Source organism: Motilimonas cestriensis, assembly GCF_021295315.1.
Classification (GTDB): Bacteria; Pseudomonadota; Gammaproteobacteria; order Enterobacterales; family CBDFNC01; genus Motilimonas; species Motilimonas cestriensis.
In genome coordinates this window covers 41,895-67,621 of the sequence record NZ_JAIMJA010000002.1, presented here as the reverse complement: position 1 = coordinate 67,621, position 25,727 = coordinate 41,895, and the positions used below count along the sequence as shown (strand labels likewise).

At 45.0% G+C, this 25,727-nt stretch carries 24 protein-coding genes and 6 tRNA genes; 3 read left to right on the top strand and 27 right to left on the bottom strand.

Annotated features, from left to right (window positions below):
* The first annotated feature begins 88 nt into the window (after positions 1-88).
* Both crl and proB read left to right on the top strand, forming a co-directional pair.
* A complete protein-coding gene (gene crl, locus K6Y31_RS02040) occupies positions 89-490 on the top strand; it encodes a sigma factor-binding protein Crl (RefSeq protein ID WP_233051196.1) in 402 nt (133 codons plus the stop codon).
* A 166-nt stretch (positions 491-656) separates the two neighbouring features.
* Positions 657-1,760: a glutamate 5-kinase gene (gene proB, locus K6Y31_RS02035; RefSeq protein ID WP_233051195.1), complete on the top strand. Its 1,104-nt coding sequence runs from the start codon at positions 657-659 to the stop codon at positions 1,758-1,760.
* An 82-nt stretch (positions 1,761-1,842) separates the two neighbouring features.
* Here the strand turns inward: proB and lipA are convergent, their stop codons facing one another.
* The 17 genes from lipA to miaB all read right to left on the bottom strand — a co-directional run bounded on the left by lipA (position 1,843) and on the right by miaB (position 19,881).
* The gene (gene lipA / locus K6Y31_RS02030; RefSeq protein WP_233051194.1) at positions 1,843-2,808 is read right to left on the bottom strand and encodes a lipoyl synthase; all 966 of its coding nucleotides are present in this window, start codon (positions 2,806-2,808) and stop codon (positions 1,843-1,845) included.
* A complete protein-coding gene (gene lipB / locus K6Y31_RS02025; RefSeq protein ID WP_233051193.1) occupies positions 2,805-3,452 on the bottom strand; it encodes a lipoyl(octanoyl) transferase LipB in 648 nt (215 codons plus the stop codon). The genes lipA and lipB overlap by 4 nt, the downstream gene beginning before the upstream one ends.
* A 33-nt stretch (positions 3,453-3,485) precedes the next feature.
* Positions 3,486-3,755, bottom strand: a complete 270-nt coding sequence (ybeD, locus tag K6Y31_RS02020) for a DUF493 family protein YbeD (protein WP_233051192.1) — start codon at positions 3,753-3,755, stop codon at positions 3,486-3,488.
* Positions 3,756-4,067: 312 nt separating this feature from the next.
* A complete protein-coding gene (locus tag K6Y31_RS02015; protein ID WP_233051191.1) occupies positions 4,068-5,240 on the bottom strand; it encodes a serine hydrolase in 1,173 nt (390 codons plus the stop codon).
* Positions 5,241-5,500: 260 nt separating this feature from the next.
* Positions 5,501-6,604: a rod shape-determining protein RodA gene (gene rodA / locus K6Y31_RS02010; RefSeq protein ID WP_233051190.1), complete on the bottom strand. Its 1,104-nt coding sequence runs from the start codon at positions 6,602-6,604 to the stop codon at positions 5,501-5,503.
* Positions 6,604-8,556, bottom strand: a complete 1,953-nt coding sequence (gene mrdA / locus K6Y31_RS02005; protein ID WP_233051189.1) for a penicillin-binding protein 2 — start codon at positions 8,554-8,556, stop codon at positions 6,604-6,606. The genes rodA and mrdA overlap by 1 nt, the downstream gene beginning before the upstream one ends.
* 3 nt (positions 8,557-8,559) lie before the next feature.
* Positions 8,560-9,030, bottom strand: a complete 471-nt coding sequence (rlmH, locus tag K6Y31_RS02000) for a 23S rRNA (pseudouridine(1915)-N(3))-methyltransferase RlmH (RefSeq protein WP_233051188.1) — start codon at positions 9,028-9,030, stop codon at positions 8,560-8,562.
* Positions 9,027-9,365 carry a ribosome silencing factor gene (gene rsfS / locus K6Y31_RS01995; protein WP_232800182.1) on the bottom strand — a complete coding sequence of 113 codons (339 nt, stop codon included), beginning with the start codon at positions 9,363-9,365 and terminating at the stop codon, positions 9,027-9,029. The genes rlmH and rsfS overlap by 4 nt, the downstream gene beginning before the upstream one ends.
* A gap of 136 nt (positions 9,366-9,501) precedes the next feature.
* Entirely contained in the window at positions 9,502-10,194 is a 693-nt protein-coding gene (nadD, locus tag K6Y31_RS01990; RefSeq protein WP_233051187.1) for a nicotinate-nucleotide adenylyltransferase, read from the bottom strand.
* Positions 10,160-11,188, bottom strand: a complete 1,029-nt coding sequence (holA, locus tag K6Y31_RS01985; protein WP_233051186.1) for a DNA polymerase III subunit delta — start codon at positions 11,186-11,188, stop codon at positions 10,160-10,162. The genes nadD and holA overlap by 35 nt, the downstream gene beginning before the upstream one ends.
* Complete coding sequence (locus tag K6Y31_RS01980; RefSeq protein WP_233051185.1) at positions 11,189-11,680, bottom strand: LPS-assembly lipoprotein LptE; 492 nt, start codon at positions 11,678-11,680, stop codon at positions 11,189-11,191.
* A gap of 14 nt (positions 11,681-11,694) precedes the next feature.
* Positions 11,695-14,274 (bottom strand): leucine--tRNA ligase, encoded by a 2,580-nt coding sequence (leuS, locus tag K6Y31_RS01975; protein ID WP_233051184.1) that lies wholly within the window; start codon positions 14,272-14,274, stop codon positions 11,695-11,697.
* Between the two features lie 183 nt (positions 14,275-14,457).
* Positions 14,458-15,984 (bottom strand): apolipoprotein N-acyltransferase, encoded by a 1,527-nt coding sequence (gene lnt, locus K6Y31_RS01970; protein ID WP_233051183.1) that lies wholly within the window; start codon positions 15,982-15,984, stop codon positions 14,458-14,460.
* A 50-nt stretch (positions 15,985-16,034) separates the two neighbouring features.
* Complete coding sequence (corC, locus tag K6Y31_RS01965; RefSeq protein WP_233051182.1) at positions 16,035-16,916, bottom strand: CNNM family magnesium/cobalt transport protein CorC; 882 nt, start codon at positions 16,914-16,916, stop codon at positions 16,035-16,037.
* Positions 16,917-16,918: 2 nt separating this feature from the next.
* Entirely contained in the window at positions 16,919-17,383 is a 465-nt protein-coding gene (gene ybeY / locus K6Y31_RS01960) for an rRNA maturation RNase YbeY (RefSeq protein WP_233051181.1), read from the bottom strand.
* The gene (locus K6Y31_RS01955) at positions 17,367-18,437 is read right to left on the bottom strand and encodes a PhoH family protein (RefSeq protein WP_233051180.1); all 1,071 of its coding nucleotides are present in this window, start codon (positions 18,435-18,437) and stop codon (positions 17,367-17,369) included. The genes ybeY and K6Y31_RS01955 overlap by 17 nt, the downstream gene beginning before the upstream one ends.
* A 10-nt stretch (positions 18,438-18,447) precedes the next feature.
* Positions 18,448-19,881 (bottom strand): tRNA (N6-isopentenyl adenosine(37)-C2)-methylthiotransferase MiaB, encoded by a 1,434-nt coding sequence (gene miaB / locus K6Y31_RS01950; protein ID WP_233051179.1) that lies wholly within the window; start codon positions 19,879-19,881, stop codon positions 18,448-18,450.
* 182 nt (positions 19,882-20,063) lie between these two features.
* On the opposite strand from miaB, the gene K6Y31_RS01945 reads away from it, so the two are divergent.
* Positions 20,064-21,230, top strand: coding sequence for an FAD-dependent oxidoreductase (locus K6Y31_RS01945; RefSeq protein WP_233051178.1), 1,167 nt, complete (start codon positions 20,064-20,066; stop codon positions 21,228-21,230).
* Between the two features lie 123 nt (positions 21,231-21,353).
* On the opposite strand, the gene K6Y31_RS01940 is transcribed toward K6Y31_RS01945, so the two are convergent.
* From K6Y31_RS01940 to K6Y31_RS01895, 10 genes are all read right to left on the bottom strand, one after another.
* A tRNA-Leu gene (locus K6Y31_RS01940) sits at positions 21,354-21,438 on the bottom strand.
* A gap of 15 nt (positions 21,439-21,453) precedes the next feature.
* Positions 21,454-21,530: transfer RNA gene (locus K6Y31_RS01935), tRNA-Met, on the bottom strand.
* A gap of 43 nt (positions 21,531-21,573) precedes the next feature.
* Positions 21,574-21,648 (bottom strand) — tRNA-Gln (locus K6Y31_RS01930).
* A gap of 45 nt (positions 21,649-21,693) precedes the next feature.
* Positions 21,694-21,768: transfer RNA gene (locus K6Y31_RS01925), tRNA-Gln, on the bottom strand.
* Positions 21,769-21,851: 83 nt separating this feature from the next.
* Positions 21,852-21,936: transfer RNA gene (locus K6Y31_RS01920), tRNA-Leu, on the bottom strand.
* A gap of 31 nt (positions 21,937-21,967) precedes the next feature.
* Positions 21,968-22,044: transfer RNA gene (locus tag K6Y31_RS01915), tRNA-Met, on the bottom strand.
* 224 nt (positions 22,045-22,268) lie between these two features.
* A complete protein-coding gene (gene ychF / locus K6Y31_RS01910) occupies positions 22,269-23,360 on the bottom strand; it encodes a redox-regulated ATPase YchF (RefSeq protein WP_233051177.1) in 1,092 nt (363 codons plus the stop codon).
* Positions 23,361-23,376: 16 nt separating this feature from the next.
* Entirely contained in the window at positions 23,377-23,967 is a 591-nt protein-coding gene (gene pth / locus K6Y31_RS01905; protein ID WP_233051176.1) for an aminoacyl-tRNA hydrolase, read from the bottom strand.
* Positions 23,968-23,969: 2 nt separating this feature from the next.
* Positions 23,970-24,578, bottom strand: a complete 609-nt coding sequence (locus tag K6Y31_RS01900) for a 50S ribosomal protein L25/general stress protein Ctc (protein ID WP_233051175.1) — start codon at positions 24,576-24,578, stop codon at positions 23,970-23,972.
* A 159-nt stretch (positions 24,579-24,737) separates the two neighbouring features.
* A complete protein-coding gene (locus K6Y31_RS01895; RefSeq protein WP_233051174.1) occupies positions 24,738-25,685 on the bottom strand; it encodes a ribose-phosphate pyrophosphokinase in 948 nt (315 codons plus the stop codon).
* Positions 25,686-25,727 lie beyond the last annotated feature (42 nt).

Below are 25,727 nucleotides of genomic sequence, written 5' to 3'. Positions count from 1 at the left end.
TAGATCTAGCTCCTGACTGGTTAAAGTTGCACCAACCAAGATAATGCGATATTTGTATAGTCTCTTACTGTGATGGGGACAAATAAGTATGTCTGAAACGCAATTCCCGCCTCGGGGACGTATAACGAAAAAATTTACCGATATCGGTCCATATTTCCGAGTGGGTAAAAGTGATGACGAAAATTTCTTTTTTGATTGTTTAGCGGTGTGTGCAGGGGTTAACGCTGAGCCAGAGAAACGTGAGTTTTATGGTTGGTGGCTTGACCTGAAAAAAACCGACACCGGCTTTAGCTATCACTACCATTATGGCTTTTTCGACGTTGCTGGTGAGTGGCAAGAAAAAGCAATACCTAAAAAGCATCAAGCTGAGGTAACACGCTCTTTGCAGGTATTTTATGGAAAAATGACGGAGTTAGTTGAAAACACCTTTGAGTTAGATTTAGAACCGTCTTCTGCGCTAGACAGTCACCTTGTATTAACTGCGGCATAATCTTTGTTTCCAGCACATTAAGTGGTTGTGCTGGCTCTTTTTTAGTCCTATCTTCTCGAATTCAATGTTGCCTTGTTTTAGCAGGTGTGAGCGTTGAATAAACTTGGTATTATTGAGCAACGTTACGATTTTATTCGTTTTATTTACATAATTATTAGCTAGCCTCATGTTTAAAAAAACCATAGTAGTCAAATTAGGCACCAGTGTATTAACTGGTGGCAGTGCCAAATTAGATCGCGCCCACATGGTCGAGCTTGTTCGCCAATGTGCCAAGTTACACAATGCTGGTCATCAAGTGATAGTCGTGACTTCCGGTGCCGTTGCCGCCGGTCGCGAGCACTTAGGCATGCATGATTTGCCCACCACTGTGGCTAACAAGCAAATGTTAGCCGCAGTAGGCCAAAGCCAATTGATCTTAACGTGGGAAAACCTATTTAATATCTATGGCTTGCATGTGGGGCAAATGTTATTAACTCGCGCCGACTTAGATGATCGAGAGCGTTTTCTAAATGCGCGCGATACTATGCGCACCTTGCTTAAGCATCGCATTATCCCGATAGTGAATGAAAACGATGCCGTTGCCACCTCTGAAATTAAAGTGGGTGATAACGATAATTTATCAGCACTTGCTGCCATTTTGGCTGATGCCGACTTACTCATTTTGTTAACCGATCAATCGGGTTTATTTACCGCCGATCCTCGGACCAATAAAGATGCTAAGTTAATCTCGCAAATTACAGAGATAACAGATGAAATTCGCCAGCTTGCTGGTGGCAGTGTCTCGGGTTTAGGCACTGGTGGCATGGCAACTAAGTTACAAGCCGCGGATGTTGCTATGCGTGCGGGTATTGATGTGGTGATTGCCGCTGGCAATGAAGAGCAAGTGATAAAACGCGTGGCAGAAGGCGAATCCCTTGGCACCTTGTTTTTATCGAAAAAGTCGCCTTTAGAGCATCGTAAGCAATGGATCTTAGCGGGGCCGCCACCTGCTGGGCAGATCACTATTGACGCTGGCGCTGAGACAGCGGTAGTTGCTAAGGGCAGTAGCTTGTTGCCTAAAGGCATTACTCATGTCGCGGGTGCTTATGGCCGTGGTGATGTTATTTTAGTGATGAGCCAAACGGGTAAGGTCATTGCTCGTGGTATTGCACGTTATTCTAGTATCGAGCTAGAAGCGATTAAAGGCATACATTCCGAGGATATCGAAAAAACCTTAGGTTATGTTTATGGTTCGGTTGCTATTCACCGCGACGATCTAGTGGTGCTTTAACCGTAGCTCCCTATCAGCGTCAATAAAAAAGCCAGTGTAAAACAACACTGGCTTTTTTGATCTTATCGGTCAGAGGCTAACATTAGCTAACCGCTTTACCGGCAGCTTGTAAGTCGGCGTGATAAGACGAACGCACAAAAGGACCACATGCGGCATGGGTAAAGCCATTTTGTTTCGCGACCTCACCCAATTCATCAAACTCGGCAGGTGGCACATAGCGCTCTACAGCAAGGTGGTTACGACTCGGCTGTAGGTATTGACCTAATGTCAGCATGGTGACGCCATGGGCGCTTAAGTCTTTAATCACTTGCTCTATTTCTTCGTTAGTTTCACCTAACCCCATCATCACACCTGATTTGGTGGGCACATTAGGATGTAGTTCTTTAAAGCGCTGCAGTAAGGTGAGAGACCACTGGTAATCGGCACCCGGGCGCACTTTTTTGTACAAGCGTGGCGCGGTTTCTAAGTTGTGATTGAACACATCGGGTGGCGTGTCTTTCAATATTTCTAAGGCGCGATCCATTCTGCCCTTAAAATCAGGGACTAGAATCTCAATCTTAATCTCAGGATTCAGCGCGCGAATTTCACGGATACAATCAGCAAAGTGCTGTGCGCCGCCATCACGTAAGTCATCTCTGTCTACCGAAGTGATCACCACGTACTTAAGCTTCATGTCTTTGATGGTTTGCGCTAGTTTGGTTGGCTCTTCTGCTGCGGGTGGCAAAGGGCGGCCATGGGCAACATCACAAAATGGACAACGGCGGGTACAAATTGCACCTAAAATCATAAATGTTGCCGTGCCGTGATTGAAGCATTCGGACAGGTTAGGGCAAGAAGCCTCTTCACAAACCGAGTGCAAATCGTTTTTGCGCATCGCATCTTTGATTTCTTGAATGCGTGCACTTGAGCTAGGCAGTTTGATTTTCATCCACTCCGGCTTTTTCAGCATGGTGGCTTTTTCACTCGGCACTACTTTTACTGGGATTAAGGATACTTTATCGGCATCTCTAAGTTTTACACCTGCGACGGGTTTGTTTGGTTTGCTCATTGTTTTGGCCCTGTCCATTCAATCTCGCTATAAGCAAGAAGTTGGGTTAATTCATCAATTAGTCGTTGCTGAACTAAAGTAAAATCAATCTCAGCAGTAAAATCGCGCAATTGGGTCATTTCTAAACCCGCGTAACCACAAGGATTGATACGTTGAAATGGCATCAAATCCATGTCTACATTTAACGCTAAGCCGTGAAAGGAGCAGCCTTTGCGGATCCTTAGCCCTAAAGAGGCTATTTTTTTGCCATCTATATACACACCCGGTGCATCGGGCTTGGCATAAGCGTCAATTTGGTAACGACTCAGTAAAGCGATCAAGGCATTTTCAATATGGCTAACCAGATCGCGGACACCAAAGGCTTTGCGCTTAATATTGATCAGTATGTAAGCCACTTGTTGCCCGGGGCCATGGTAGGTGACTTGACCACCACGATCGGATGCGACAACAGGAATATCACCAGGCACTAAAACATGCTCAGCTTTACCAGCTTGGCCTTGAGTAAACACACTAGGGTGCTGTACTAGCCAAATCTCATCACTGTCTTGCTCACCCCGTGCATCGGTAAAAGCTTTCATTTGTTGCCAGACAAGACTGTATTCGCTTAGGGGATATTGTCTAACAATCAGTTTATTACTAATCAAGGGACTTCCTGTAGCTTGCAACGTAAGGGAGGTTTAAAGCACGGTTCTCACGATCTCAATTTTACCCAGTTCGGTATATAAGGTTTCGATATGCTCTTTGCTGTCGACTTTAACGCGAACTGACACTGTGTGATAAGTGCCTTTTGCACTGGCGCGAATTTTTGGGCTGTAATCACCCGGAGCATGTTGTTGTAAGACATTCATGACTAAATCGGGCAGTTCTTTTTGTGCTAGGCCAACCACTTTAAATAAAAAGTCGTTAGGGAATTCTAAAAATTCATCGAATCGTGTATTTAATGACATGGCTCACTTCACTTCAGTTGATCAATCAAATCCCATTAAATGGGATATTGCGTGCAATTTTACCTCAGCTCTAGGTTGAGGTATATCACATTTTTTGCAGGGTTTTAATGAGTTGTTCTGTAATGAAAAACGCCCTTAGGGCGCTTGTACCACAAAAAACTTGCCCTCTGGGAATGTGCTCGGCGTGCCATTACGGTGTCAAATAAGCTTGAAAGGGATGACCATTTCCACGCTTATTTTCTTTGTACTGAGCACGCCGTTCGTATTCTGAATCTCACATCTTGAGGTTACTTGGGTATAACTCAATCGCGATTAACCAAACCAGCGTTTAAATAATAGTTGGAAGTAATCCATTAAACGGCTAAACCAGCTACCTTCGTTGATGTCATTCAATGCGACCAGAGGGAATTCAGCTAGGGTTTCATCGTCAACTTCATAGAACACCTTACCAACGACTTGGCCTTTGGCGATAGGCGCAGCGAGTTCAGTATCCAGTACAAAATTCGCTTTTAGGTTTTTTGCAGAGCCACGTGGAATAGTAATGGGCGTGTTTTCAATCACACCTAGATCAACATATTCTTTATCACCCATCCAAATGCGCTCTGAAGCTAGCTTATCACCCGCGTTATAAGGTGTTAACGTTTCAAAAAAGCGAAAGCCCCAGTTCAGTAGCTTCTTACTCTCTTCTTTACGAGCTTGTTCACTGCTGGTGCCCATCACTACCGAAATTAAACGCATGCCATCTTTTGTCGCTGAAGACACTAAACTATAACCGGCATCGCTAGTATGGCCGGTTTTAATGCCATCAACATTTAGGCTCTTATCCCATAGCAGTGAGTTGCGGTTGTACTGAGTGATGTTGTTAAAGGTAAAAGATTTTTCTTTATAGATAGCATACTCTTCTGGTACATCTCGGATCATTGCTTTGGCTAAGATTGCCATGTCCATCGGTGAGGTGTTGTGCGTTTCAGAATGCAGGCCATGGCTGTTTTCAAAATGAGAGTTGGTCATGCCTAATTGCTTAGCCCAAGTATTCATTAGATCGGCAAACGCTTCTTCACTGCCTGCAATATGTTCCGCCATTGCCACACATGCGTCGTTACCTGATTGAATAATAATGCCACGGTTTAAATCCGCAACTGACACCGTTTTACCCACTTCAATAAACATTTTAGATGAGTCAGGAAAGTTTTTTGACCATGCTTTTTCACTGATCACTACTTTGTCATCAAGAGAAATATTGCCTGCTTTTATCTCTTGACCGATAACATAACTGGTCATCATTTTGGTTAAGCTGGCTGGCGGTATAGGGACGTCTTGATCTTTTCCCGCGAGCACTTCCCCTGAATCATAATCGATCAGTAGGTAGCCATTGGCTGCGATTGTTGGTGCATTAGGAATGGCCCTAGGTGTAGCCAGTGAACTAAAGCTAACGAATAAGCAAAGGAGGGCTGTTTTTCGAGTAATATTTGCAATAATCGACATGGAAATGCTGGTCTCTTCGTTTGATAAAACTGTCTGAAAAAAAATCCCCGAAATCGAAATGCAGACATTTTTCGATTCACGGCTCATATCCGATAAAATTTGGATAGAGATGAGCGAGGCTTGGATTGCCAGTTATGGCTTAAATGTTGCCACAAGTAAGAACACAAGCCCTTAAAATTCCATTGTTTATGACAATAAAGTTGCCATAGCGTTCAATTGAACGGCCACTTTTTGAGTTAATATCCTTGTTAACCCCATATTTAGTTGGCTAAAAGCCGTTTATGGGTATGAATTGACATTAATATGCCAAACCCTGCTAAGAGCGTTACCATTGAGGTTCCACCATAGCTTATCAGGGGCAGGGGTACGCCGACAACGGGTAATAACCCACTAACCATCCCGATGTTAACGAAAACATAAACAAAAAAGGTGAGCGTTAGCGCGCCAGCGCTTAAGCGACTAAATGCACTTTGGCCTTGGCTGGCGATAAACAACCCTCGGCAAATGATAAAAATATATAACATTAACAATAAGGCGATGCCCACCAAGCCAAACTCTTCAGAAAAAACCGCGAATATAAAGTCGGTATGTCGCTCTGGTAAAAAGTCGAGTTGTGATTGTGTACCTTGCATCCAGCCTTTACCGAATATGCCACCAGAGCCAATTGCAATTTTTGATTGAATAATGTGATAACCCGAGCCAAGTGGATCACTTTCTGGATTTAAGAAGGTTAATACACGCTGGCGCTGATAGTTATGCATTAGAAAGAACCATAACACAGGCGCAAAAGCAGAGGCGCCGGCCACGGCTACGCCAATTAACCTCCAACTTACCCCAGCCAAAAATAGCGCAAAAATCCCCGATGCCGCAACCAATAATGAGGTGCCTAAATCGGGTTGTTTGGCGATTAATAGCGTGGGCGTGAGAATGATGGCGCAAGCGACAAAGGTGTGCTTTAAACTCGGTGGTAAACTCTTGCTGCCGATATAACTGGCAACCATCAATGGCATCGCTAGTTTCATTATTTCAGAGGGTTGAAACATGAAAAAGCCAAGGTTAATCCAGCGCTGCGCACCTTTGCCGACATGGCCAAACAGCAACACCGAAACCAGTAAGGCGACGCCGAGTAAAAAAACCGGCATTGCCCAACGGGCATAAAAGTTAGGCGATAATTGCGCCATAAAAATCATGGTCCCTAAGCCAAAGCCCAGCCGCACTATTTGCCTAATCATCAGATCCATGTCTTGGCCGCCAGCGGAGTAAAGTACGATTAAACTAAGGCTCATCAAGCCTAATATGCCTAATAATAAAGGCAGATCGATATGCAGCTTGTACCAGATAGTATTTTCTTGGTGGCGTTCCATTATTGCGCTCCTGCTTCAGTTGGGGCCAATAAATTAGTATTTTCAATCGGCTGAGGAGCAACCAGTGGTAGATTAAATAGCTTTGCTTCATCGGCGGCCTTCTTTCCGGCAAAGTAGGCGTCGAACATCGCTCTGGCAACAGGGGCCGCGTGAGAACTACCGCCACCGGCATTTTCTACTACTACGGAGGTGACCACTTCAGGGTTTTCAAATGGCGCATAGGCAACAAACATGGCGTTATCACGATGATGCTCAGCCAATTTTTCAGCATCGTAAACTTCATCTTCTTTCATGTTGACGACTTGAGCTGTGCCCGATTTACCCGCTGCCTTATATTCTGTATCGGCAAAGGCTTTTCTGGCGGTACCGGTTTTCTTATTGACTACGCCATACATGCCATCTAATGCCACTTGCCAATAGCTTTCATTGTTTAACACGATAGGTGCTTTATGATCGGGCGGCACTTCAAACGATCCACTGCCAGTGCGAATTGATTTCAATAAACGGGGCACTATCACTTCACCTCGTCGTGCTAAATTTGCCGTCGCTTGGGCTAATTGTATTGGCGTCGCTGTCCAATAACCTTGGCCAATACCAATCGAAATAGTGTCACCTTGATACCAAGGTTGATTAAATCGAGCGCGTTTCCAGCCACGGGATGGCATCACAGCGGTTGTTTCTTCTGCTATGTCGATTCCGGTGTAATCACCAAAGCCGAACTGTTTCATAAAGGCGCTGGTTTTATCAATCCCCACTTGGTATATCAAGTCATAAAAGAAAGTATCACAGCTTTGTTCAATGGCGTGATATACATCGACCCAGCCGTGGCCCCAACGTTTCCAATCACGAAAACGCTTAGACGTGTTGGGAATTTGCCATGAGCCGGGATCCCAGATTTTACTTTGTGGCGTGATTGTACCTTCATTTAAACCCAACAATGCCATTTGCATTTTGATAGTAGAGGCAGGTGGGTAGCGACCTTGAGTGGCGCGATTAATTAATGGCCGGCTAAAAGAATGCAGCAGCTCATTATAGTTTTTACTACTGATACCATGAACAAATAAATTGGGATCATAACTTGGGCTCGATACCATGGCGAGCACTCCGCCATCTTTAGCGTCTATCATCACCACTGAGCCGCGACGCCCATCAAGCAGCTTTTGCGCTTTGCGTTGCATGGCTAAATCAATATTGAGATAGATATCTTTGCCTGGCTCGGGTGGAACAAACTTGAGTACGCGGATGATTTTGCCGCGATTATTTACTTCCACTTCTTGATAGCCGGGCACGCCATGAAGCATTTCTTCATAGTAGCGCTCAACGCCTTGTTTACCTATGTCCCTAGTGGCGGCGTAAGTGGCTGTTTTCCCCTCTTTATCAAGGCGAATTACGTCCTTATCATTAATTTTGCCAACGTAACCTAACGTGTGGGTCAAGGTATCGCCGTGGGGGTAGTAACGTTTCAAATACGCCTCAATATTGACGCCATGATACTTATGCTGATTGACACTGAATAGAGCTGCTTGCTCGGTGGTTAGACGGTTCACCAATGCGACCGGCTTGAAGCGGCGTTGGCGTTTTTTTTGTTTGTAAAAATTATCAATATCATCCTGATCTAGCCCGAGTAGTTCAGCGAGTTCGAGGACGGTTTTATCCAGATCATCTATTTTTTCGATGGTAATTTCTAAACTGAATATCGGTCGATTTTCTGCTAATAAGACGCCATTTCGATCGTATATCAGGCCTCGGTTTGGCGCGACAGGCAGTACATTAATGCGGTTATCATTAGAGCGAGTTTTATAAACCTGAAACGATTCTACTTGTAAGTAATAAAGGTTTAGAAAAAGAACAGAAATCAATGCCAACACAAATACAATACTGACCACAACGCGACGGACAAATAGAGCTGATTCGGCACTATGATCTCGCATCGCTATGTTGGATTGATTCATCAATTACTCTCTATGGTAGGGATGGTTAGTCGTCACGCTCCAAGCACGGTATAAAGACTCTGCAACGACCACTCTAACTAATGGATGAGGGAGAGTTAATGGAGAAAGTGACCATTTTTGTTCGGAGGCGGCAATGCAAGCTGGCGCAAGCCCTTCAGGCCCACCGATTAATAAGCTGACATCCCTGCCATCATGTTTCCATGTTTCTAACTGCTTGGCCAACATTGGCGTATCCCAAGGTTTGCCGGTTACTTCTAAAGTAACAATACGATTGCTTTTGGGAATTGCGGCTAAAGTGAGCTCACCCTCTTTATGTAAAATGCGTTTAATATCAGCATTCTTACCTCTTTTCCCAGCGGCTATTTCAATCAGCTCTAGTGGCATATCATGGGGAAAACGACGGGCATATTCTTGATAGCCACGTTCAACCCAGTCTGGCATTTTACAGCCTACCGCCACTAACTGGATTTTCATTCGTTGCTTTCGCTCGCTTCGCTCCACAGCTTTTCAAGCTGATAGAAATCACGGGTTTCGTCTTGCATGACATGGACTACGATATCACCTAGGTCAACCAATACCCACTCACCAGTATCTTGGCCTTCCATACCCAGTGGCTTGTTGCCAGCACGTTTTGCTTCGGTGTAAAGGTTTTCCGCAATCGAAATAACATGGCGTTTTGAGTTACCAGAGCATACTACCATGTAGTCTGTTAGGGTTGACTTACCTTGTACATCTAAAATTGTTAAATCACGACCTTTTAGGTCTTCAATTTTGTCAATAACGAACTGTCGTAACGCTTCTGCTTGCAATGGTATTTCCTCTCATTTATTTAAGGGCGGCATTCTAACATGATCACGCGGGGGGATTAAGCTTTCTGTAGTGAAATGACAGCAAAATGCTGACCGATCATTGAAGAGCAAGGCTAGGTGTGCCTAGGTGCACTGACTAGCAATACAATTGGTTGTCTTCGATGTACTGGACCACGCTATCAGGCAACAGGTATTTTATTGATTGCTGCTGTTGGCGTAATTGCCTAATTTGACTTGAACTTATATCTAACTGCGTCACCTGAGTAAAATAGAGTAAGCCATGTTTACGTTGATGGAGTTGGGTGATATCCAAGGTTTGCTTGGGCAAAATATGTTGTTTTAGTGACGTACAGTATTCTTGTTGCCAGCCCGGGCGTTGGCAAACAATTAAGTGGCAATAGTCGAGTAGTTCCAACCAGCGATGCCATTTCGGCAGGTTAATAAACGAATCCATGCCAATAATAAAGCACAGCGGGGTATTGGGGTTTGCTGTACGTAATGCAATTAAGGTGGCAACAGTATAGTTAGGCTGAGGCAGTGATAATTCCGTCATGTCTAAGCAAAGCGCGGGTACTCCGGCAATGGCTGCTTGGATCATGTCACAACGCTGCTCGGTGCTGCTATAACCGTGGCTTTTATGAGGGGCCACATGATTGGGCATGAGTTTCACTTGTGCCAAACTTAGTTGTTGTTGCAGTTCAAGGGCGGGTCGTAGATGACCAAAGTGAATAGGGTTGAATGAACCACCCATAATAGCAATCGGTGCTGTTAGTTGAGCGTTGGTTGCTGGGGGATTAATTGATAGCGGTAAGGTCATATTGCTGTGCACTTTTTCCTTGAAATAAAACACAGATCATTTGCAGTAACGGCCAGCTGTTCTGGTCATATTGCGTCTTAATACTGAGCTCAAGTTGGCAACATAACCCTAGCATATGCTCTAGTTGTTGGCTGCTGAGGCGGTTCAGTGCTTGCTGGATCAGTGCTTGTTTGCTGCTCCATACTCTGGCATTTTTCATTAGCTGCGCAAAGGGAACGCCGCTATTGAGTTGATACTGATAATCGAGCAGTTTTTTGATTTCGTTGTTGAGTGTGCCACTCAACAAAATAATGTCGGAGCCCTCTTCTTGTAGCTGCTGGAGCATGCGCTGGGCGCGGTTCACCTTGCCCGCGAACAGTGTGTCTAGCCACTGAAAGATACCAAAATGCGTATGTCCGGTTATATTATTGGCAATGTCTTGCAAAGTAAGGGGCTGCTGGCCGAATTGCAGCGAGAGCTTTTCGATTTCTTGCGCGCAAGCTAATAAATTACCTTCAAAGTTGCGGCACATAAAATTAACGATATCTTTATTGGCACTCAGTCCTGCTTGAGTTAAGCGGCGATACATCCATTGCGGGAAATGTTTACTATCAGGATGATTAGTGGGGACATTGATTCCTGCGCCATCCATTGCGACAAACCACTTTGCTTTCATTTGTTGCAAGCTGAGCTTATTGCCATGAATAATAAAGATGGTATCTGGGTTGTTCAGTTGCGCGAGCTCGAGTAACGCATCAGTGATGGTTTTGTCGGTTTTATCCAGCTCGATACTGATCAGCTGTTGGCTTGAAAACAGTGACATCGCACTGGCACAATCAAACACTTGGTCCCAATTTAGCCCCCCTTCGGTGCTAAATTGGTGATGCTCAACAAATCCTGCTTGTGCGGCGGCTTGTTGAATTGCCTTTAAGGCTTCAAGGCGAATAAGGTGTTCATCACCAAAGACTAAATAATAGCCCTTTAGTTTTTTTAAATGCTGGCCAAGTGCTTCAGGGTAAACCCTCACTTAAGGCTCCAGTGTGGTCAAGCGGCGAACAATACGCTGCGCTGCTGTTTCTCGCATTTCATTTAACATTAACTCTGCTTCACGTGATGAAGCTAAGGCTTGCTCTGGGTTTTCCAAAAAATCACGATGAATATTAATGGTGAAACTGAGTGGCTCTTTGTTAGGGCGCACTATTTGATATTGCAGTGAATAGCCCAGTTCATATTCAGCACTTTGGGCATTGTCGTATAAAGAAATGGTGCGTCGACTTTGTTGCTCACCGCCGACGCGCAATTGATACATTTGTTCGTCAGGCTGGCTTAAAATGTCGATATTGGCAAACCTAAGTTGCTGTTCTATTTCTCGGGTTAATTGCCCATAAGGATCGGGTGTAGATAAATACACACTGTTAATATCGGCGCGAGAAATAACCTGGCCTTTGGGGGTAAACCCACAGGCGCTAACTAAGATAAGTGTGGCTAGCGCGAGGCTAGCCTTTTTTAATATCGACATTGAGCCTCAACTAATTAATTAGCAACAATATTAAGTAGCTTACCAGGGACGTAAATCACTTTACGTATGGTGTTGCCATCTAGGAACTTGCTGACATTTTCATCGCCTTTAGCAAGCGCTTCAACACTGGCTTGGTCGGCATCAGCGGCAACAGTTAATTTGCTGCGCAGTTTGCCGTTAACTTGCACCACAACTATTTTAGTGTCTTCAACCATGGCTTTGGCATCAGCCACTGGCCAAGGTGCGGCTTCAACGTTACCTTGGTGACCTAAGTCTTGCCAAAGCTCTGCACTGATATGTGGAGTAATAGGCGCAAGTAAGCGAACAATGGCTTCTAATGCTTCTTGCATTAGGGCGCGATCTTGCTCGGCTTGTTGCGGCGCTTTGGTTAGCTTGTTCATCAACTCCATGACCGCAGCAATCGCGGTGTTGAAGGTTTGACGACGGCCAATATCATCAGACACTTTGTCGATGGTTTTGTGTAGCTCGCGGCGCAGGTCTTTTTGCGCGCTATTTAGACTCGCCACATCAAGGGCTGGTGCGGCACCTGCACTGATATGTTCATGAGCTAATTTCCACACGCGTTTTAAGAAGCGCAGTGAGCCTTCTACGGCTGAGTCCTGCCATTCTAAGGTTTGCTCCGCTGGTGCGGCAAACATCATAAATAAACGCACGGTATCGGCGCCGTATTTATCCACCATGACTTGTGGGTCGATGCCGTTGTTTTTCGACTTCGACATTTTGCTCATGCCGGTGTAAATCACTTCTTTACCGTCTTTGGTTTGCGCTTGGGTAATGCGACCTTTTTCATCACGTTGCACATCAACGTCAAGGGGCGAAACCCATACTTTGCCGCCTTTAGCGTCTTCATAATAGAAGGCATCAGCCAACACCATGCCTTGGGTTAGTAGCTTTTTAAACGGCTCGTCTGATTCAACAAGGCCAGTATCACGCAATAGTTTATGGAAAAAACGTGAATACAATAAATGCAAGATGGCGTGTTCAATGCCGCCGATGTATTGATCCACTGGGAGCCAGTAGTTGGCTTCTTTTGGGTCTAACATCATTTGATCATTGTTGGCACAGCAGTAACGGGCGTAGTACCAGCTTGATTCCATGAACGTATCAAAGGTGTCGGTTTCGTGAAAAGCCGCTTCGCCGTTATAAGTGGTTTTTGCCCATTCTGGGTCGGCTTTGATTGGCGAAGTAACGCCATTCATTACGACATCTTCAGGTAGTTTAACTGGTAGTTGATCTTCTGGTACAGGTACCACGTCACCGTTTTCAAGATTCAGCATTGGGATTGGCGTGCCCCAGTAACGTTGACGTGATACGCCCCAGTCACGTAAACGGAAGTTAACGGTTTTCTTGCCTTTGCCTGCGTTTTCTAATTGCTTGGCAATAGCATCAACTGCGCCTTGGAAGTCAAGGCCATCAAACTCGCCAGAGTTAAACAAAATACCTTTTTCAGTATAAGCTTGCTCTGAAATATCAGATTCACCATCAACAGGCTTAATCACGGCTTTAATGGATAGGCCGTATTGTTTAGCAAACTCGTAATCGCGTTGGTCATGTGCCGGTACTGCCATTACTGCACCTGAGCCGTAACCCATTAATACAAAGTTAGCCGCATACACAGGCACTGTTTCACCGGTAATGGGGTGAATGGCTTTAAGGCCGGTATCAAAGCCTTTTTTCTCCATGGTCGCCATGTCAGCTTCGGCGACTTTGGCATTTTTACATTCTTCAATAAATGCCGCTAATTGAGGATTATTTTCCGAGGCCTCTAACGCCAGTGGGTGCTGCGCAGCAACGCCCACATAAGTCACACCCATGACCGTGTCAGGACGGGTAGTGTAGATATCAAAGGTGTCATCACGGCCTTCAAGGCCAAAGGTCATTTCCACGCCTTCAGAGCGACCAATCCAGTTGCGCTGCATGGTTTTTACTTGCTCAGGCCATTCATCAAGTTGGTCTAAGTCATCAAGTAGCTCTTGCGCGTAGTCAGTAATTTTAATAAACCATTGTGGAATATCTTTTTGCTCAACTAATGCACCAGAGCGCCAGCCGCGACCATCAATCACTTGCTCGTTAGCGAGTACCGTTTGATCGACTGGATCCCAGTTTACCGTTGACATTTTTTTGTACACTAGGCCTTTTTCATACAGCTTAGTGAAGAACCATTGTTCCCAGCGATAGTATTCTGGGCGACAAGTGGCTAGCTCACGATCCCAATCGTAACCAAAACCCAATTGTTTTAATTGCGTTTTCATGTATTCGATATTTTCGTAGGTCCACTTTGCCGGCGCGGTATTATTGTTGATTGCCGCATTTTCTGCAGGCAAGCCAAACGCATCCCAACCCATAGGTTGTAATACATTTTTACCTTGCATGCGTTGGTAGCGTGACACCACGTCACCTAAGGTGTAGTTGCGAACATGGCCCATATGCAGTCGGCCACTTGGGTAAGGGAACATAGAGAGGCAGTAAAACTTTTCTTTGCTTTCATCTACTTCAACTTTGAAACTATTGTCAGTTTCCCATTGCTGTTGAATTTTTGTTTCTATGTCCTTGGGATTGTATTGCTCTTGCATATGATATTTGTCCGCATATCGATAGGGTTAAAATTTATCGGCATAGGATACAGTAGCAAGGGCAAGGCAACAATAAGGGAGTACGCTGAGCTTGAGTTTATTGGTTAAAAATAGCAAAGAGGGGCATGGAAAAGTGGGCTCAGCCAAAAAGGCTTGTGACCTTTTGGCTGAATTGAGGTTGAATTATCCGCTAATTTTTTGTTCAACGCGAAAATGACGCCAAATACATAAGCTGAATATACTGCAGACCCAAACAATAAGTGGCCATGAACCAATACGGCCATATGGGGTTTGTCCGGTCATGGGCACCACGTCTTGCGTGATCACTTGGGTTTTAAATTGATCGGCACGCGAGGTAATGTTGCCATGATGATCGATAAAGGCGGTGATGCCGGTATTGGTTGCGCGCAACACTGGACGGCCAAATTCTAAGGCGCGCATTTGGGCAATTTCTAAATGCTGATGTGGGCCATTTGAGTCGCCAAACCAAGCGTCGTTGCTCACGGTTAAAATCATACTGGTATCGTCGAGAATGTTTTGCCTAAGTTGCTCAGAGTACGCTATCTCATAGCAAATTGCGGGGGCAATTTTATTCTTTTTAGTTAATAAATTGCTTTGCACATAGTCGCCACGATTGAACGATGACATGGGTAAATCAAAGTAGGGGGCAAGTGGGCGCAGCCAATCTTCAAAGGGGACAAACTCGCCAATCGGTAATAAGTGATGTTTGGCGTAGCGATTAATGTGGTTAGGCTCATAATCGTGTTCGAGGGGCGTATCGCCCAATGCGATAAGGGTGTTGTAGTAAGTTTTTTCGGCTTTCCGGTACTCGATAATCCCAGTAATTAAGCTGGTGCCTCTGTCATTCATGTCTTGATTGAGCCTGACTAAGTAAGGCTCAACATTTAGCTCGAGGGCGGCAATCGCAGATTCTGGCCAAATGATTAAATCGAGTGGCTCTTGGATTTGGCTTAGTTCGTAGTAAAGCTTTAGGGAAGGCCAAAGTTGTTCATCTTGCCACTTTAAGTTTTGGTCGATATTGCCTTGTACTAATGCCACTTTTGCGACGGGCAAAGGCTGCGTGAAGGTTTGATTGTTTAAATAACCGCCGACTGCGAACAGCGCGGCAATTAAGCTTGCTGGCCAAAGCCAAGTTTTGCTCTTGATGGCTATCACCAAAGAGCCACAAATTAATAAGATTGCGAGGGTGATCCCTTGCACGCCAAAAATGGGCGCAAAGCCTGCAAGAGGCGAATCAATTTGACTGTATCCTAGCCAAAGCCAAGGAAAACCGGTCATAAAGTGGCCGCGAAGCCAATCAAAAATGAGCCAAGTAACGGGCATTAAAAGCCAATACTGCCACTTTAAAGAGACTTTAAAGCGTTGCGCGACATAGCCTGTGAGCAGGGTAAAGATGGCGAGATAGGCGCAAAGCAGCGCCATTAGTGCCCAAGTAGCCACTGCCGGCATGCCGCCAAATAAATCCATACTGACGTGGATCCAAGTGATGCCAAAGGCATACATGCCCATGGCATAGCTGAAACCCAGTTTTGCCCCCATTTTTGCGCTGCGGCCATCAATGAGGAATAAAAAAACCGTTAAACTAACAAAAATAACAGGCCATAAGGAATAGGGGGCAAATGCAAGGGGAGCGATACTACCTAGCAAGAAGGCGCATAGGTATTGAAGCCAAGGATTGGATTTGTTCACGTTTATTGTTCACTTAAAAAATGGCTACCTGTAAGTAGCCATAGCAAGGATTATTCTGACTCAGCTAAGGACTCTGACACTTCCTCGGGTAACTTTACCTGCAGCTGGATCAAGCGACGTTTATCAGCACTAACGACTTTAAAAGTAAAACCATCAATTTCAATGCTTTCACCTCGAGCGGGTAAGTGACCAAAAGCATGCATGACCATGCCACCGATAGTATCTTGCTCATCATCGGCAAACTTAACTTTAAACTCATCGTTAAAGTCTTCAATTGGCGTTAATGCGCGCACCGAATAATGGCGTTTGCTAATTTTACGAATATCCGCCTGATTATCGTCTTCTGCGTCGGTTTCATCTTCAATTTCACCCACGATCAACTCTAAAATATCTTCAATCGTGACCAAACCTGACACGCCGCCGTATTCATCCACCACGATGGCCATGTGATAACGTTCAGAGCGAAACTCTTTCAGTAGTTTATCCAAACGTTTACTTTCTGGCACTACCACAGCAGGGCGCAAAATTTGAGCTAAAGAAAAGTCTTCATGCTGTTTAGAAAAACCGTAGCTGATCAAATCTTTGGCTAGCATAATGCCTTCGATATGATCTTTATCTTCATTGATAACGGGAAAGCGCGAGTGGGCTGATTCAATAACGATGGGCAGAAAAGATTCTACGGATTGGCTCTTTTCTATGGTGACCATTTGTGAGCGAGGGATCATAATATCCCTTACGCGCATTTTTGATACATCTAATACCCCTTCGATCATTTCAGCGGTATTTTGATCAATTAAGTCACGTTGGTTGGCATCTTGAATAACGCCAACAAGATCTTCCTGACTCTTCGGTTCTGCTTGGAATAGCTGACTGAATTTATTTAACCAGCTCTTTTTAGCAGAACCGTTGGGCTGGGGAATATCGTCACTCATGCTTATTTTTCTTCCTTTTCACTAATATAGGGGTCGACAAAACCAAGTTGTTGCATGATCTGGGTTTCTAATCCTTCCATTTCTTCGGCTTCGTCATCATCAATATGGTCATAACCTAGCAAGTGTAAGCTACCGTGAACTAGCATATGTGCCCAATGGGCCATCAATGGCTTACCTTGCTCTGTTGCTTCTTGTTCAACCACTTGTTTACAAACTATAAGGTCGCCAAGTAACGGTAATTCGATGCCTGGCGGCGCTTCAAAGGGAAAAGATAACACGTTGGTTGGTTTATCTTTTCCACGATAGTCACAATTTAGTTGTTGGCTCTCTTGATTGTCAACAATTCTAACCGTCAGCTCGGCCTCTTCTAACGATATGGTGGCATTTAGCCAAGTTTCAATGTTTTCGAAGCTAGGTAAATGACTTTCATCGTTACAAGCCAGTTGTAAATCAAGAATCACTGCCATGATTTTCCTCCGCCTTAGCTGCTCTTGCTGCTTCACGCTTGCGTTTAATGGCGAGCTCTTGGGCTTGCTCATGCTGCTCAAAAGCTTCATAAGCTTGCACGATTCTTGCGACAACAGGATGACGCACTACGTCTTCTGCTTGGAAAAAGCTGAAGCCAATTTCTTCTACGTTCGGCAGTACTTCAATGGCGTGGCGCAGGCCTGATTTAATATGACGCGGCAAGTCTACTTGCGTAATGTCACCCGTGACCACCGCTTTGGTATTAAAACCGATACGAGTTAAGAACATTTTCATTTGTTCAACGGTGGTATTTTGGCTTTCATCTAAAATAACGAAGGCATCATTGAGGGTGCGGCCACGCATATAGGCGAGGGGAGCGATTTCAATCACGTTACGCTCAATTAAACGCTCTACTTTTTCAAAGCCGAGCATTTCAAATAGTGCGTCATATAAAGGGCGCAAGTAGGGATCGACCTTTTGTGATAAATCACCCGGTAAAAAGCCCAATTTTTCACCCGCTTCTACCGCGGGGCGAGTGAGCAAAATACGGCGAACTTCTTGGCGCTCTAGCGCATCAACTGCGCAAGCAACAGCAAGGTAGGTTTTACCGGTGCCCGCAGGACCAATACCAAAACTAATGTCATTAGTTAAAATATTAGTCACGTAGTTAGTTTGGTTTTCACCACGAGGCTTAACCACACCACGTTTGGTTTTGATATTAATGGTTTTATGAAAAGACGCTTGTTCGTGGGCGCCTTGCTCTAACACTTTTGACTCTTGAATTGCTAAGTGCACTTGATCAGGCAAGATATCGGCGGCTTTGCCTTTTACCGGCTGAGTCTCAATATAAAGTTGCTTGATAATAGTACGGGCTGCATTGGCATTTAGCGCCTTGCCCACGACTTTAACGTCGTGGTTGCGATAAGTAATCTCAACCCCTAAACGGCGCTCAATTTGTTTAATGTTGTCATCAAACGGGCCACAAAGGTTAGCGAGGCGCTCAGGATCAGCGGGGGCTAAGGCAAATTCAATTTTTTCTAGTGTAGTGCTCAATATTAACTCTCTAATTTGGTGTAAAAGAACCCACACCTAAATGGTCTGTGTGGTTTGGGTTTTTACGAATAATGTCGGCGGGGCGAATCGATTCACGAAGATTCATTTCGTCTTCACCGCGAATAAATTCACCGCGTAATGAGTTAGCGTATACGTCGACGATGTTGACATCAACAAATTGACCTATGAACTTGTGCGACGCTTCGAAGTTAACCACGCGGTTGTTCTCAGTACGACCACGCAGCTCTAATGGATTCTTTTTCGATGGTCCTTCAACCAAAATGCGTTGCGTGGTATTCAGCATTTGGCGGCTAATTTGCATCGCTTGCTGGTTGATGCGATCTTGCAAAATATAAAGACGCTGCTTTTTCTCGTCTTCTGACACATCATCAGGTAAGTCGGCGGCAGGGGTACCGGGACGGGCACTGTAAATAAAGCTAAAGCTGTGATCAAAGTTTACATCGCTAATCAGCTTCATGGTTTGCTCAAAGTCTTCTTGAGTTTCGCCAGGGAAGCCAATGATGAAGTCAGAGCTGATAGTGATATCAGGGCGCGCTTTACGCAACTTACGAATAGTCGATTTGTACTCGATAGCAGTATGACCACGCTTCATCAAGTTTAAGATACGGTCGGCGCCACTTTGCACCGGTAGGTGTAAAAAGCTGACGACCTCAGGGGTGTCGGCATACACTTCTACGATATCATCAGTGAACTCAATCGGATGACTGGTGGTGTAACGAATGCGATCAATGCCGTCAATAGCGGCAACGTAACGCAGTAATTCTGCAAAGCTACAAATTTGGTCATCAAACGTCGCGCCGCGATACGCGTTTACGTTTTGACCGAGTAAGTTGACTTCACGCACGCCTTGTTCGGCTAATTGCGCGATTTCGTACAGTACGTCATCAAGAGGACGACTGACTTCTTCACCGCGGGTATAAGGCACCACGCAGAAAGTACAGTATTTCGAGCAGCCTTCCATAATTGAAACAAATGCGCTGGCCCCTTCCGCTCTCGGCTCTGGCAAGCGGTCAAATTTTTCAATTTCAGGAAAAGAGACATCCACCACCGACGAGTTGTCTTCGGTTTGCACTTTCTTAATCATTTCAGGTAGGCGATGTAAGGTCTGTGGACCAAATACGATGTCTACGTATGGCGCACGCTCACGAATGGCCTTACCTTCTTGCGAGGCGACACAACCGCCAACCCCAATCACTAAGCCGGGCTTTGCTTCTTTTAGATTTTTCCAGCGACCAAGTTGGTGGAATACTTTTTCTTGGGCTTTTTCACGAATTGAGCAGGTATTGAGTAGCAATACATCCGCCTCGGCTGGCTCTTCCGTTAAGGTGTAACCATGGGTGGCGTCTAATAGATCTGCCATTTTTGATGAATCATATTCATTCATCTGACAGCCCCAAGTTTTTATATGAAGTTTTTTGCTCATGTGCTGCAACTGCTCTATCAACTGGACAACTAAAAAAGAGGACACATTCTACTGATTTCGGTCTGGCCTTGCTAGCTGATAAGTGTAAAAAGTATGCAGGGCGATCTTACGCATTTATGCAAGCGCTTATTTTCGTTAAGATAGCGCCAAATAATAAAGTTGAGACAGTGTCAGAGGCTGTGATGAAGACGACTCAAGTGATGATTAATGGTGGCGGCATGGTGGGGGCGACAACCGCCTTGATGCTGGCCAAGCAAGGTATTCAAGTGACCTTGGTGGAAGCGGCAACCGCGCCGAGCTTTGCTCCTGAGCAAGTGATGGATTTACGTGTGTCGGCGCTAAGCGCGGCCAGCCAGTCTTTATTACAGCAAGCTGGGGGGTGGGATGCCATAGCCAGTATGCGTTTGTGCCCCTATCGACGTTTGTCGACGCAGCAGCAAGGTGGCAAGGCGCTCACCTTTAATGCCAGTGATATTGGCGCTGATGTACTAGGCTATATCGTGGAAAATAACGTGGTGCAAACGGCATTATGGCAAGCCATGGCAGAGCAGCCATCGATAACAGTACTTAACCCAGAACAAATTCTGCGCTTTGAAAATAATAGCGCTGGAGTAGAAGTGACACTGGCGAGTGGTGAGCAATGGCACACTCAACTGCTGATAGCTGCCGATGGCGGGCAGTCTTTTTGCCGTCAACATGCCGGTATTGGCTTGACGGCTTGGGATTATCGCCAGCAATGTATGCTGATTAACATTGAGATGGCACAGGCCCAGCAAGATATAACTTGGCAAGAATTTGTTCCCACTGGACCAAGAGCATTTTTACCCCTAGCTGGAAATCAAGCGTCGTTAGCTTGGTATCATCAAACAGCAGATATTCGTCGTTTATCTCAGCTTTCTAAACCAGAACTAAAAAAAGCAATTTTAGCTGAGTTTGCGCAACTAGATTTTGATTTTGAAGTGTTACAAGCCGCCGCATTTCCATTAACTCGCCAACATGCCCAAGCTTATTATGCTGATAGTGTGGTGTTGATTGGGGATGCCGCTCATACCATCAACCCATTAGCAGGGCAGGGGGTTAACCTTGGCTTTAAAGATGTGGTCGCTTTAGTGGGCGTAGTAAATGCGAGTACATTGGCATCGCCATCTGATAAAAAACAAGCATTAGCGGCTTATCAACAACAACGCCGTGGTGACAATTTACTGATGCAAACGGCAATGGATGTGTTTTATAAAGGCTTTAGTAGTCGGTTGCCTGGGATTAAGTCACTGCGTGAATTAGGACTTACCTTGGCGCAACATTCAGGGCCAATAAAAAATAAAGTGATGAAGTACGCGATGGGCCTATAAGGTCTGTCGTTGTTTTGAAATAAAAAATGAGTTGATTGGGTATATAAAACGCTAAGATGATTTTTGATGTGACTGAAATATGCTGAAGCTGGCTATAGATAAGCTTTAGAGGGTGACACTAAATGGTGCGGAAGGAGAGACTTGAACTCTCACACCTTGCGGCACTAGAACCTAAATCTAGCGTGTCTACCAATTTCACCACTTCCGCAGTGCAAAGAAAGAATGGTGGCTACACCGAGATTTGAACTTGGGACCCCATCATTATGAGTGATGTGCTCTAACCAGCTGAGCTATGTAGCCATTCTTTTTTGCTTTAGTCTGAAAGTGAACTCTCAGAATAAATTGGCAGGGATATGAGGATTTGAACCTCAGAATGCCGAGATCAAAACCCGGTGCCTTACCGCTTGGCGATATCCCTGTTGTACGTTTTTGATTTAATGATATTAATCATTTAATCAGAATTTGGCAGGGATATGAGGATTTGAACCTCAGAATGCCGAGATCAAAACCCGGTGCCTTACCGCTTGGCGATATCCCTATTTTTGAGTTTTACGTGTAATAATCTCACACGGATCAAAGTTATTTACTTTGATGTTTATTAAAAGCTTAGCTTCTAATAAATGGTGCGGAAGGAGAGACTTGAACTCTCACACCTTGCGGCACTAGAACCTAAATCTAGCGTGTCTACCAATTTCACCACTTCCGCATCTTTCTTTTTGCCTAGGCTAGAAGAAAATTGGTGGCTACACCGAGATTTGAACTTGGGACCCCATCATTATGAGTGATGTGCTCTAACCAGCTGAGCTATGTAGCCATGCTATTTCGTTCAAGGTTTTGAAGCCCTGTTCGTCGTTGCGGGGCGCATTATGCTGATACTGGCGCTAAGCGTCAATAGTTTTTTAGTAAAAAAAAGCGAGTTTTCTTCTGTGTGCTTATAAATTAAACGCTAGCCTGCCAGTTTGGTGATTTGTTAATCGGTTTATTCCAGATACAAAAAAGCCTCGCAGTGCGAGGCTTGATAGTTCGGCTTATTGCTATTTACACGTTAAACAAAAAGTGAATTACGTCACCATCTTTAACGACGTACGTTTTACCTTCTTGGCGCCATTTACCTGCTTCTTTGGCGCCTGACTCACCCTTAAATTGGATGTAATCGTCGTAGCCAATAATTTCTGCGCGGATAAAGCCTTTTTCAAAGTCGGTATGGATCTTACCAGCAGCCTGCGGCGCGGTAGAGCCTTTCGGGAAGGTCCAAGCGCGCACTTCTTTTACACCTGCAGTAAAGTAGGTTTGCAGCTCTAATAGCTCATAGCCGCTGCGAATAACGCGGTTTAGACCAGGCTCTTCTAGGCCCATCTCATCCATGAACTCTTTTTTCTCGTCTTCGTCTAGCTCAGCGATTTCATTTTCGATTTCAGCGCACACTGCTACCACAACGGCATTTTCTTTTTCTGCAATGGCTCTAACGATATCTAGGTAAGGGTTGTTTTCAAAGCCATCATCATTGACGTTAGCGATGTACATGGTGGGCTTACCTGTGAGGAAGTTCATGTACGCAACGGCAGCTGTTTCTTCTTTTTCTAGGCCTAGGCTACGGATCATTTCACCTTCTTCAAGGTGCGCCTTAATTTTTTCAAGCACGGTGATTTCAAATTTAGCATCTTGGTCGCCGCCTTTGGCTTTTTTCGCTACGCGGATCAAGGCTTTTTCACAGCTGTCTAAATCAGCTAGGGCTAATTCAGTATTGATAGTATCGATATCATCAGCTGGGTCTACTTTACCCGTAACATGAACAATATTGTCATTCTCAAAGCAACGTACAACATGGCCAATGGCATCTGTTTCACGAATGTTAGCAAGAAACTTATTACCTAAGCCTTCGCCTTTCGATGCACCAGCGACGAGGCCCGCAATATCAACAAATTCCATTGATGTTGGGATCACGCGTTGTGGCTTTACGATCTCAGATAGGGCGTCAAGGCGTAAGTCAGGCACAGGTACAACGCCTGTGTTTGGCTCAATCGTACAAAAAGGAAAGTTAGCCGCTTCGATGCCTGCTTGTGTTAATGCATTAAAAAGAGTTGATTTACCTACATTAGGAAGACCAACGATGCCACATTTAAAACCCATGAGTGTTTACCTTAAATTATTCTGCTTTGAAGCTGTGAAGTCGATTCATCGCTTTCGCAATGCCGTCTTTTGCCAGTATATTCGTTGTCCGAACCGCTTCATCAACCACGCTCTCTATCAAAGCTTGCTCATGTATTGGCGCTTTCCCTAATACATAGCCGGTTACTTTGTCTTTATGACCGGGATGACCAATGCCAATTCGTAAACGATAAAAATTTTTATTATTGCCCAACTTATTGATGGTATCGCGTAATCCGTTATGACCGCCATGACCACCACCTAATTTAAATTTGGCCACCCCTGGAGGCATGTCCATTTCATCATGTGCCACTAAGATTTCTTCGGGTGCGACGCGATAAAAGTTAGCCATGGCAACAATCGCTTTGCCGCTGAGATTCATAAACGTAGTGGGAATAAGTAGGCGGATATCTTGGTTTTCGAGCTGAATACGACCCGTTAAGCCAAAGAACTTAGCTTCCGGTTTGAGTTGGGTATGATGGTATCGCGCGAGTTCTTCAATAAACCAAGCGCCAGCGTTATGTCGAGTGTGTTGATATTCGGGGCCTGGATTAGCCAGGCCCACAAGCAACTTAATATTCGTCGTCACGATTATTCAGCAGCTTCCTCTTCTGCGCTCGCCGCGCCTTTAGCTGTTGCTACAGTAGCAACGGCCTGGTCGTGGTCTGCACCTTTAGCTAGTTCAACTGATTCAACGCCTTCAGGTAGTTTTAGATCTGAAATGTGAATAGTTTGGCCTAGTTCAATCTCGTTAACATCAACTTCGATGAACTCAGGTAGTGCGCCAGGTAGACAGCTAACTTCAACTTCGTGTGCAGTTTTAGCTAACACGCCGCCCGCTTTAACTGATGCCGCTGTGTCTTCGTTGATAAAGTGAAGTGGCAATACAGTTTGTAGTTTTTGTGTAGCATCAACACGTAAGAAATCTAAGTGTTGGATTTTTGGCTTGAACGGGTGACGTTGGATGTCTTTTAGTACTGCTTGTACTTCTTTACCGTCAACATTTAGCGTGATAACGCTAGTGTAAAAAGCTTCTACATCGTTTACTTTGATCACTGAGTTGTGAGACAAAGTTAGTGATACTGCTTCTTGACCTGCTCCGTAAAGGATCGCTGGTACTTTATCTGCGTGACGTAGGCGGCGGCTCGCACCTTTCCCTAAATCTGCACGCACTTCAGCGTTAAGAGTGATAGTTGACATAGTATTTCTCCAATAAATAATAATTGCTTCTAGGCTTGCGACCAGCCTAAAAACGCCATAAAAAAAAGGCGCGCCATGTTAACGTGGCAGCGCCTTTTTCTCAAACTGTTTTTTACACTAACTGCAGTTAATGTCAGTTAGGGTGAAAATTTGTTTAACTTAGTGATGGAACATCGCCGAGATTGACTCTTCGTTACTGACGCGACGGATCGCTTCAGCCAGCATCGCACTGAGTGTTAGTTGCGTCACTTTATCCAGTTTCGCCATTTCTGGTGAAAGTGGAATAGAGTCAGTAACTATCACTTCATCAATTACTGATTCAGCAATGTTTTTCGCTGCATTACCAGAGAATACCGCGTGAGTTGCGTATGCAAATACACGTTTAGCACCACGGTCTTTCAATGCTTTTGCTGCTTGGCATAACGTGCCACCCGTATCGATCATATCATCAACAATAATACAATCACGGCCTTCAACTTCACCAATAAGGTGCATTACTTGAGCCACGTTGGCTTTTGGACGGCGCTTATCAATGATAGCAAGATCTGCATCATCAAGTAACTTAGCATGCGCACGAGCACGCACTACGCCACCGATGTCCGGGGAAACAACAACCGGGTTAACCAGTTTTTTGTTTAACATATCTTCAAGTAGCACAGGGCTACCAAATACGTTGTCTACTGGTACATCAAAGAAGCCTTGAATTTGTTCAGCGTGTAAGTCCACAGTCATCACGCGGTCAACACCTACGCTAGAAAGGAAGTCAGCCACTACTTTTGCGGTAATTGGCACACGAGATGAACGAACACGGCGGTCTTGACGCGCGTAACCAAAGTAAGGGATAACAGCTGTAATACGACCAGCAGATGCACGACGCAGTGCATCAATCATAACGATCAATTCCATTAGATTGTCGTTGGTTGGCGCACAAGTAGATTGGATAATAAAGATATCGCCGCCACGTACATTTTCGTTAATTTGTACGCTAATTTCTCCGTCGCTGAAAGTACCGACTTCGGCACTACCAAGTTTAGTGAAAAGGCGGTCAGCGATCTTCTGGGCAAGTTCTGGCGTCGCATTACCAGTGAACAGCTTCATGTCAGGCACGGTGGGGAACCTCAGGTTGCTTCCTGTTTAGAGTGATACCAG

Coding starts and splice junctions, on each gene's coding strand:
- crl (WP_233051196.1), top strand. CDS start 89: ATGTCTGAAACGCAATTCCCGCCTCGGGGACGTATAACGAAAAAATTT.
- proB (WP_233051195.1), top strand. CDS start 657: ATGTTTAAAAAAACCATAGTAGTCAAATTAGGCACCAGTGTATTAACT.
- lipA (WP_233051194.1), bottom strand. CDS start 2,808: ATGAGCAAACCAAACAAACCCGTCGCAGGTGTAAAACTTAGAGATGCC.
- ybeD (WP_233051192.1), bottom strand. CDS start 3,755: ATGTCATTAAATACACGATTCGATGAATTTTTAGAATTCCCTAACGAC.
- K6Y31_RS02015 (WP_233051191.1), bottom strand. CDS start 5,240: ATGTCGATTATTGCAAATATTACTCGAAAAACAGCCCTCCTTTGCTTA.
- rodA (WP_233051190.1), bottom strand. CDS start 6,604: ATGGAACGCCACCAAGAAAATACTATCTGGTACAAGCTGCATATCGAT.
- mrdA (WP_233051189.1), bottom strand. CDS start 8,556: ATGAATCAATCCAACATAGCGATGCGAGATCATAGTGCCGAATCAGCT.
- rlmH (WP_233051188.1), bottom strand. CDS start 9,030: ATGAAAATCCAGTTAGTGGCGGTAGGCTGTAAAATGCCAGACTGGGTT.
- K6Y31_RS01980 (WP_233051185.1), bottom strand. CDS start 11,680: ATGTCGATATTAAAAAAGGCTAGCCTCGCGCTAGCCACACTTATCTTA.
- leuS (WP_233051184.1), bottom strand. CDS start 14,274: ATGCAAGAGCAATACAATCCCAAGGACATAGAAACAAAAATTCAACAG.
- corC (WP_233051182.1), bottom strand. CDS start 16,916: ATGAGTGACGATATTCCCCAGCCCAACGGTTCTGCTAAAAAGAGCTGG.
- ybeY (WP_233051181.1), bottom strand. CDS start 17,383: ATGGCAGTGATTCTTGATTTACAACTGGCTTGTAACGATGAAAGTCAT.
- miaB (WP_233051179.1), bottom strand. CDS start 19,881: ATGAGCAAAAAACTTCATATAAAAACTTGGGGCTGTCAGATGAATGAA.
- K6Y31_RS01945 (WP_233051178.1), top strand. CDS start 20,064: ATGAAGACGACTCAAGTGATGATTAATGGTGGCGGCATGGTGGGGGCG.
- ychF (WP_233051177.1), bottom strand. CDS start 23,360: ATGGGTTTTAAATGTGGCATCGTTGGTCTTCCTAATGTAGGTAAATCA.
- K6Y31_RS01900 (WP_233051175.1), bottom strand. CDS start 24,578: ATGTCAACTATCACTCTTAACGCTGAAGTGCGTGCAGATTTAGGGAAA.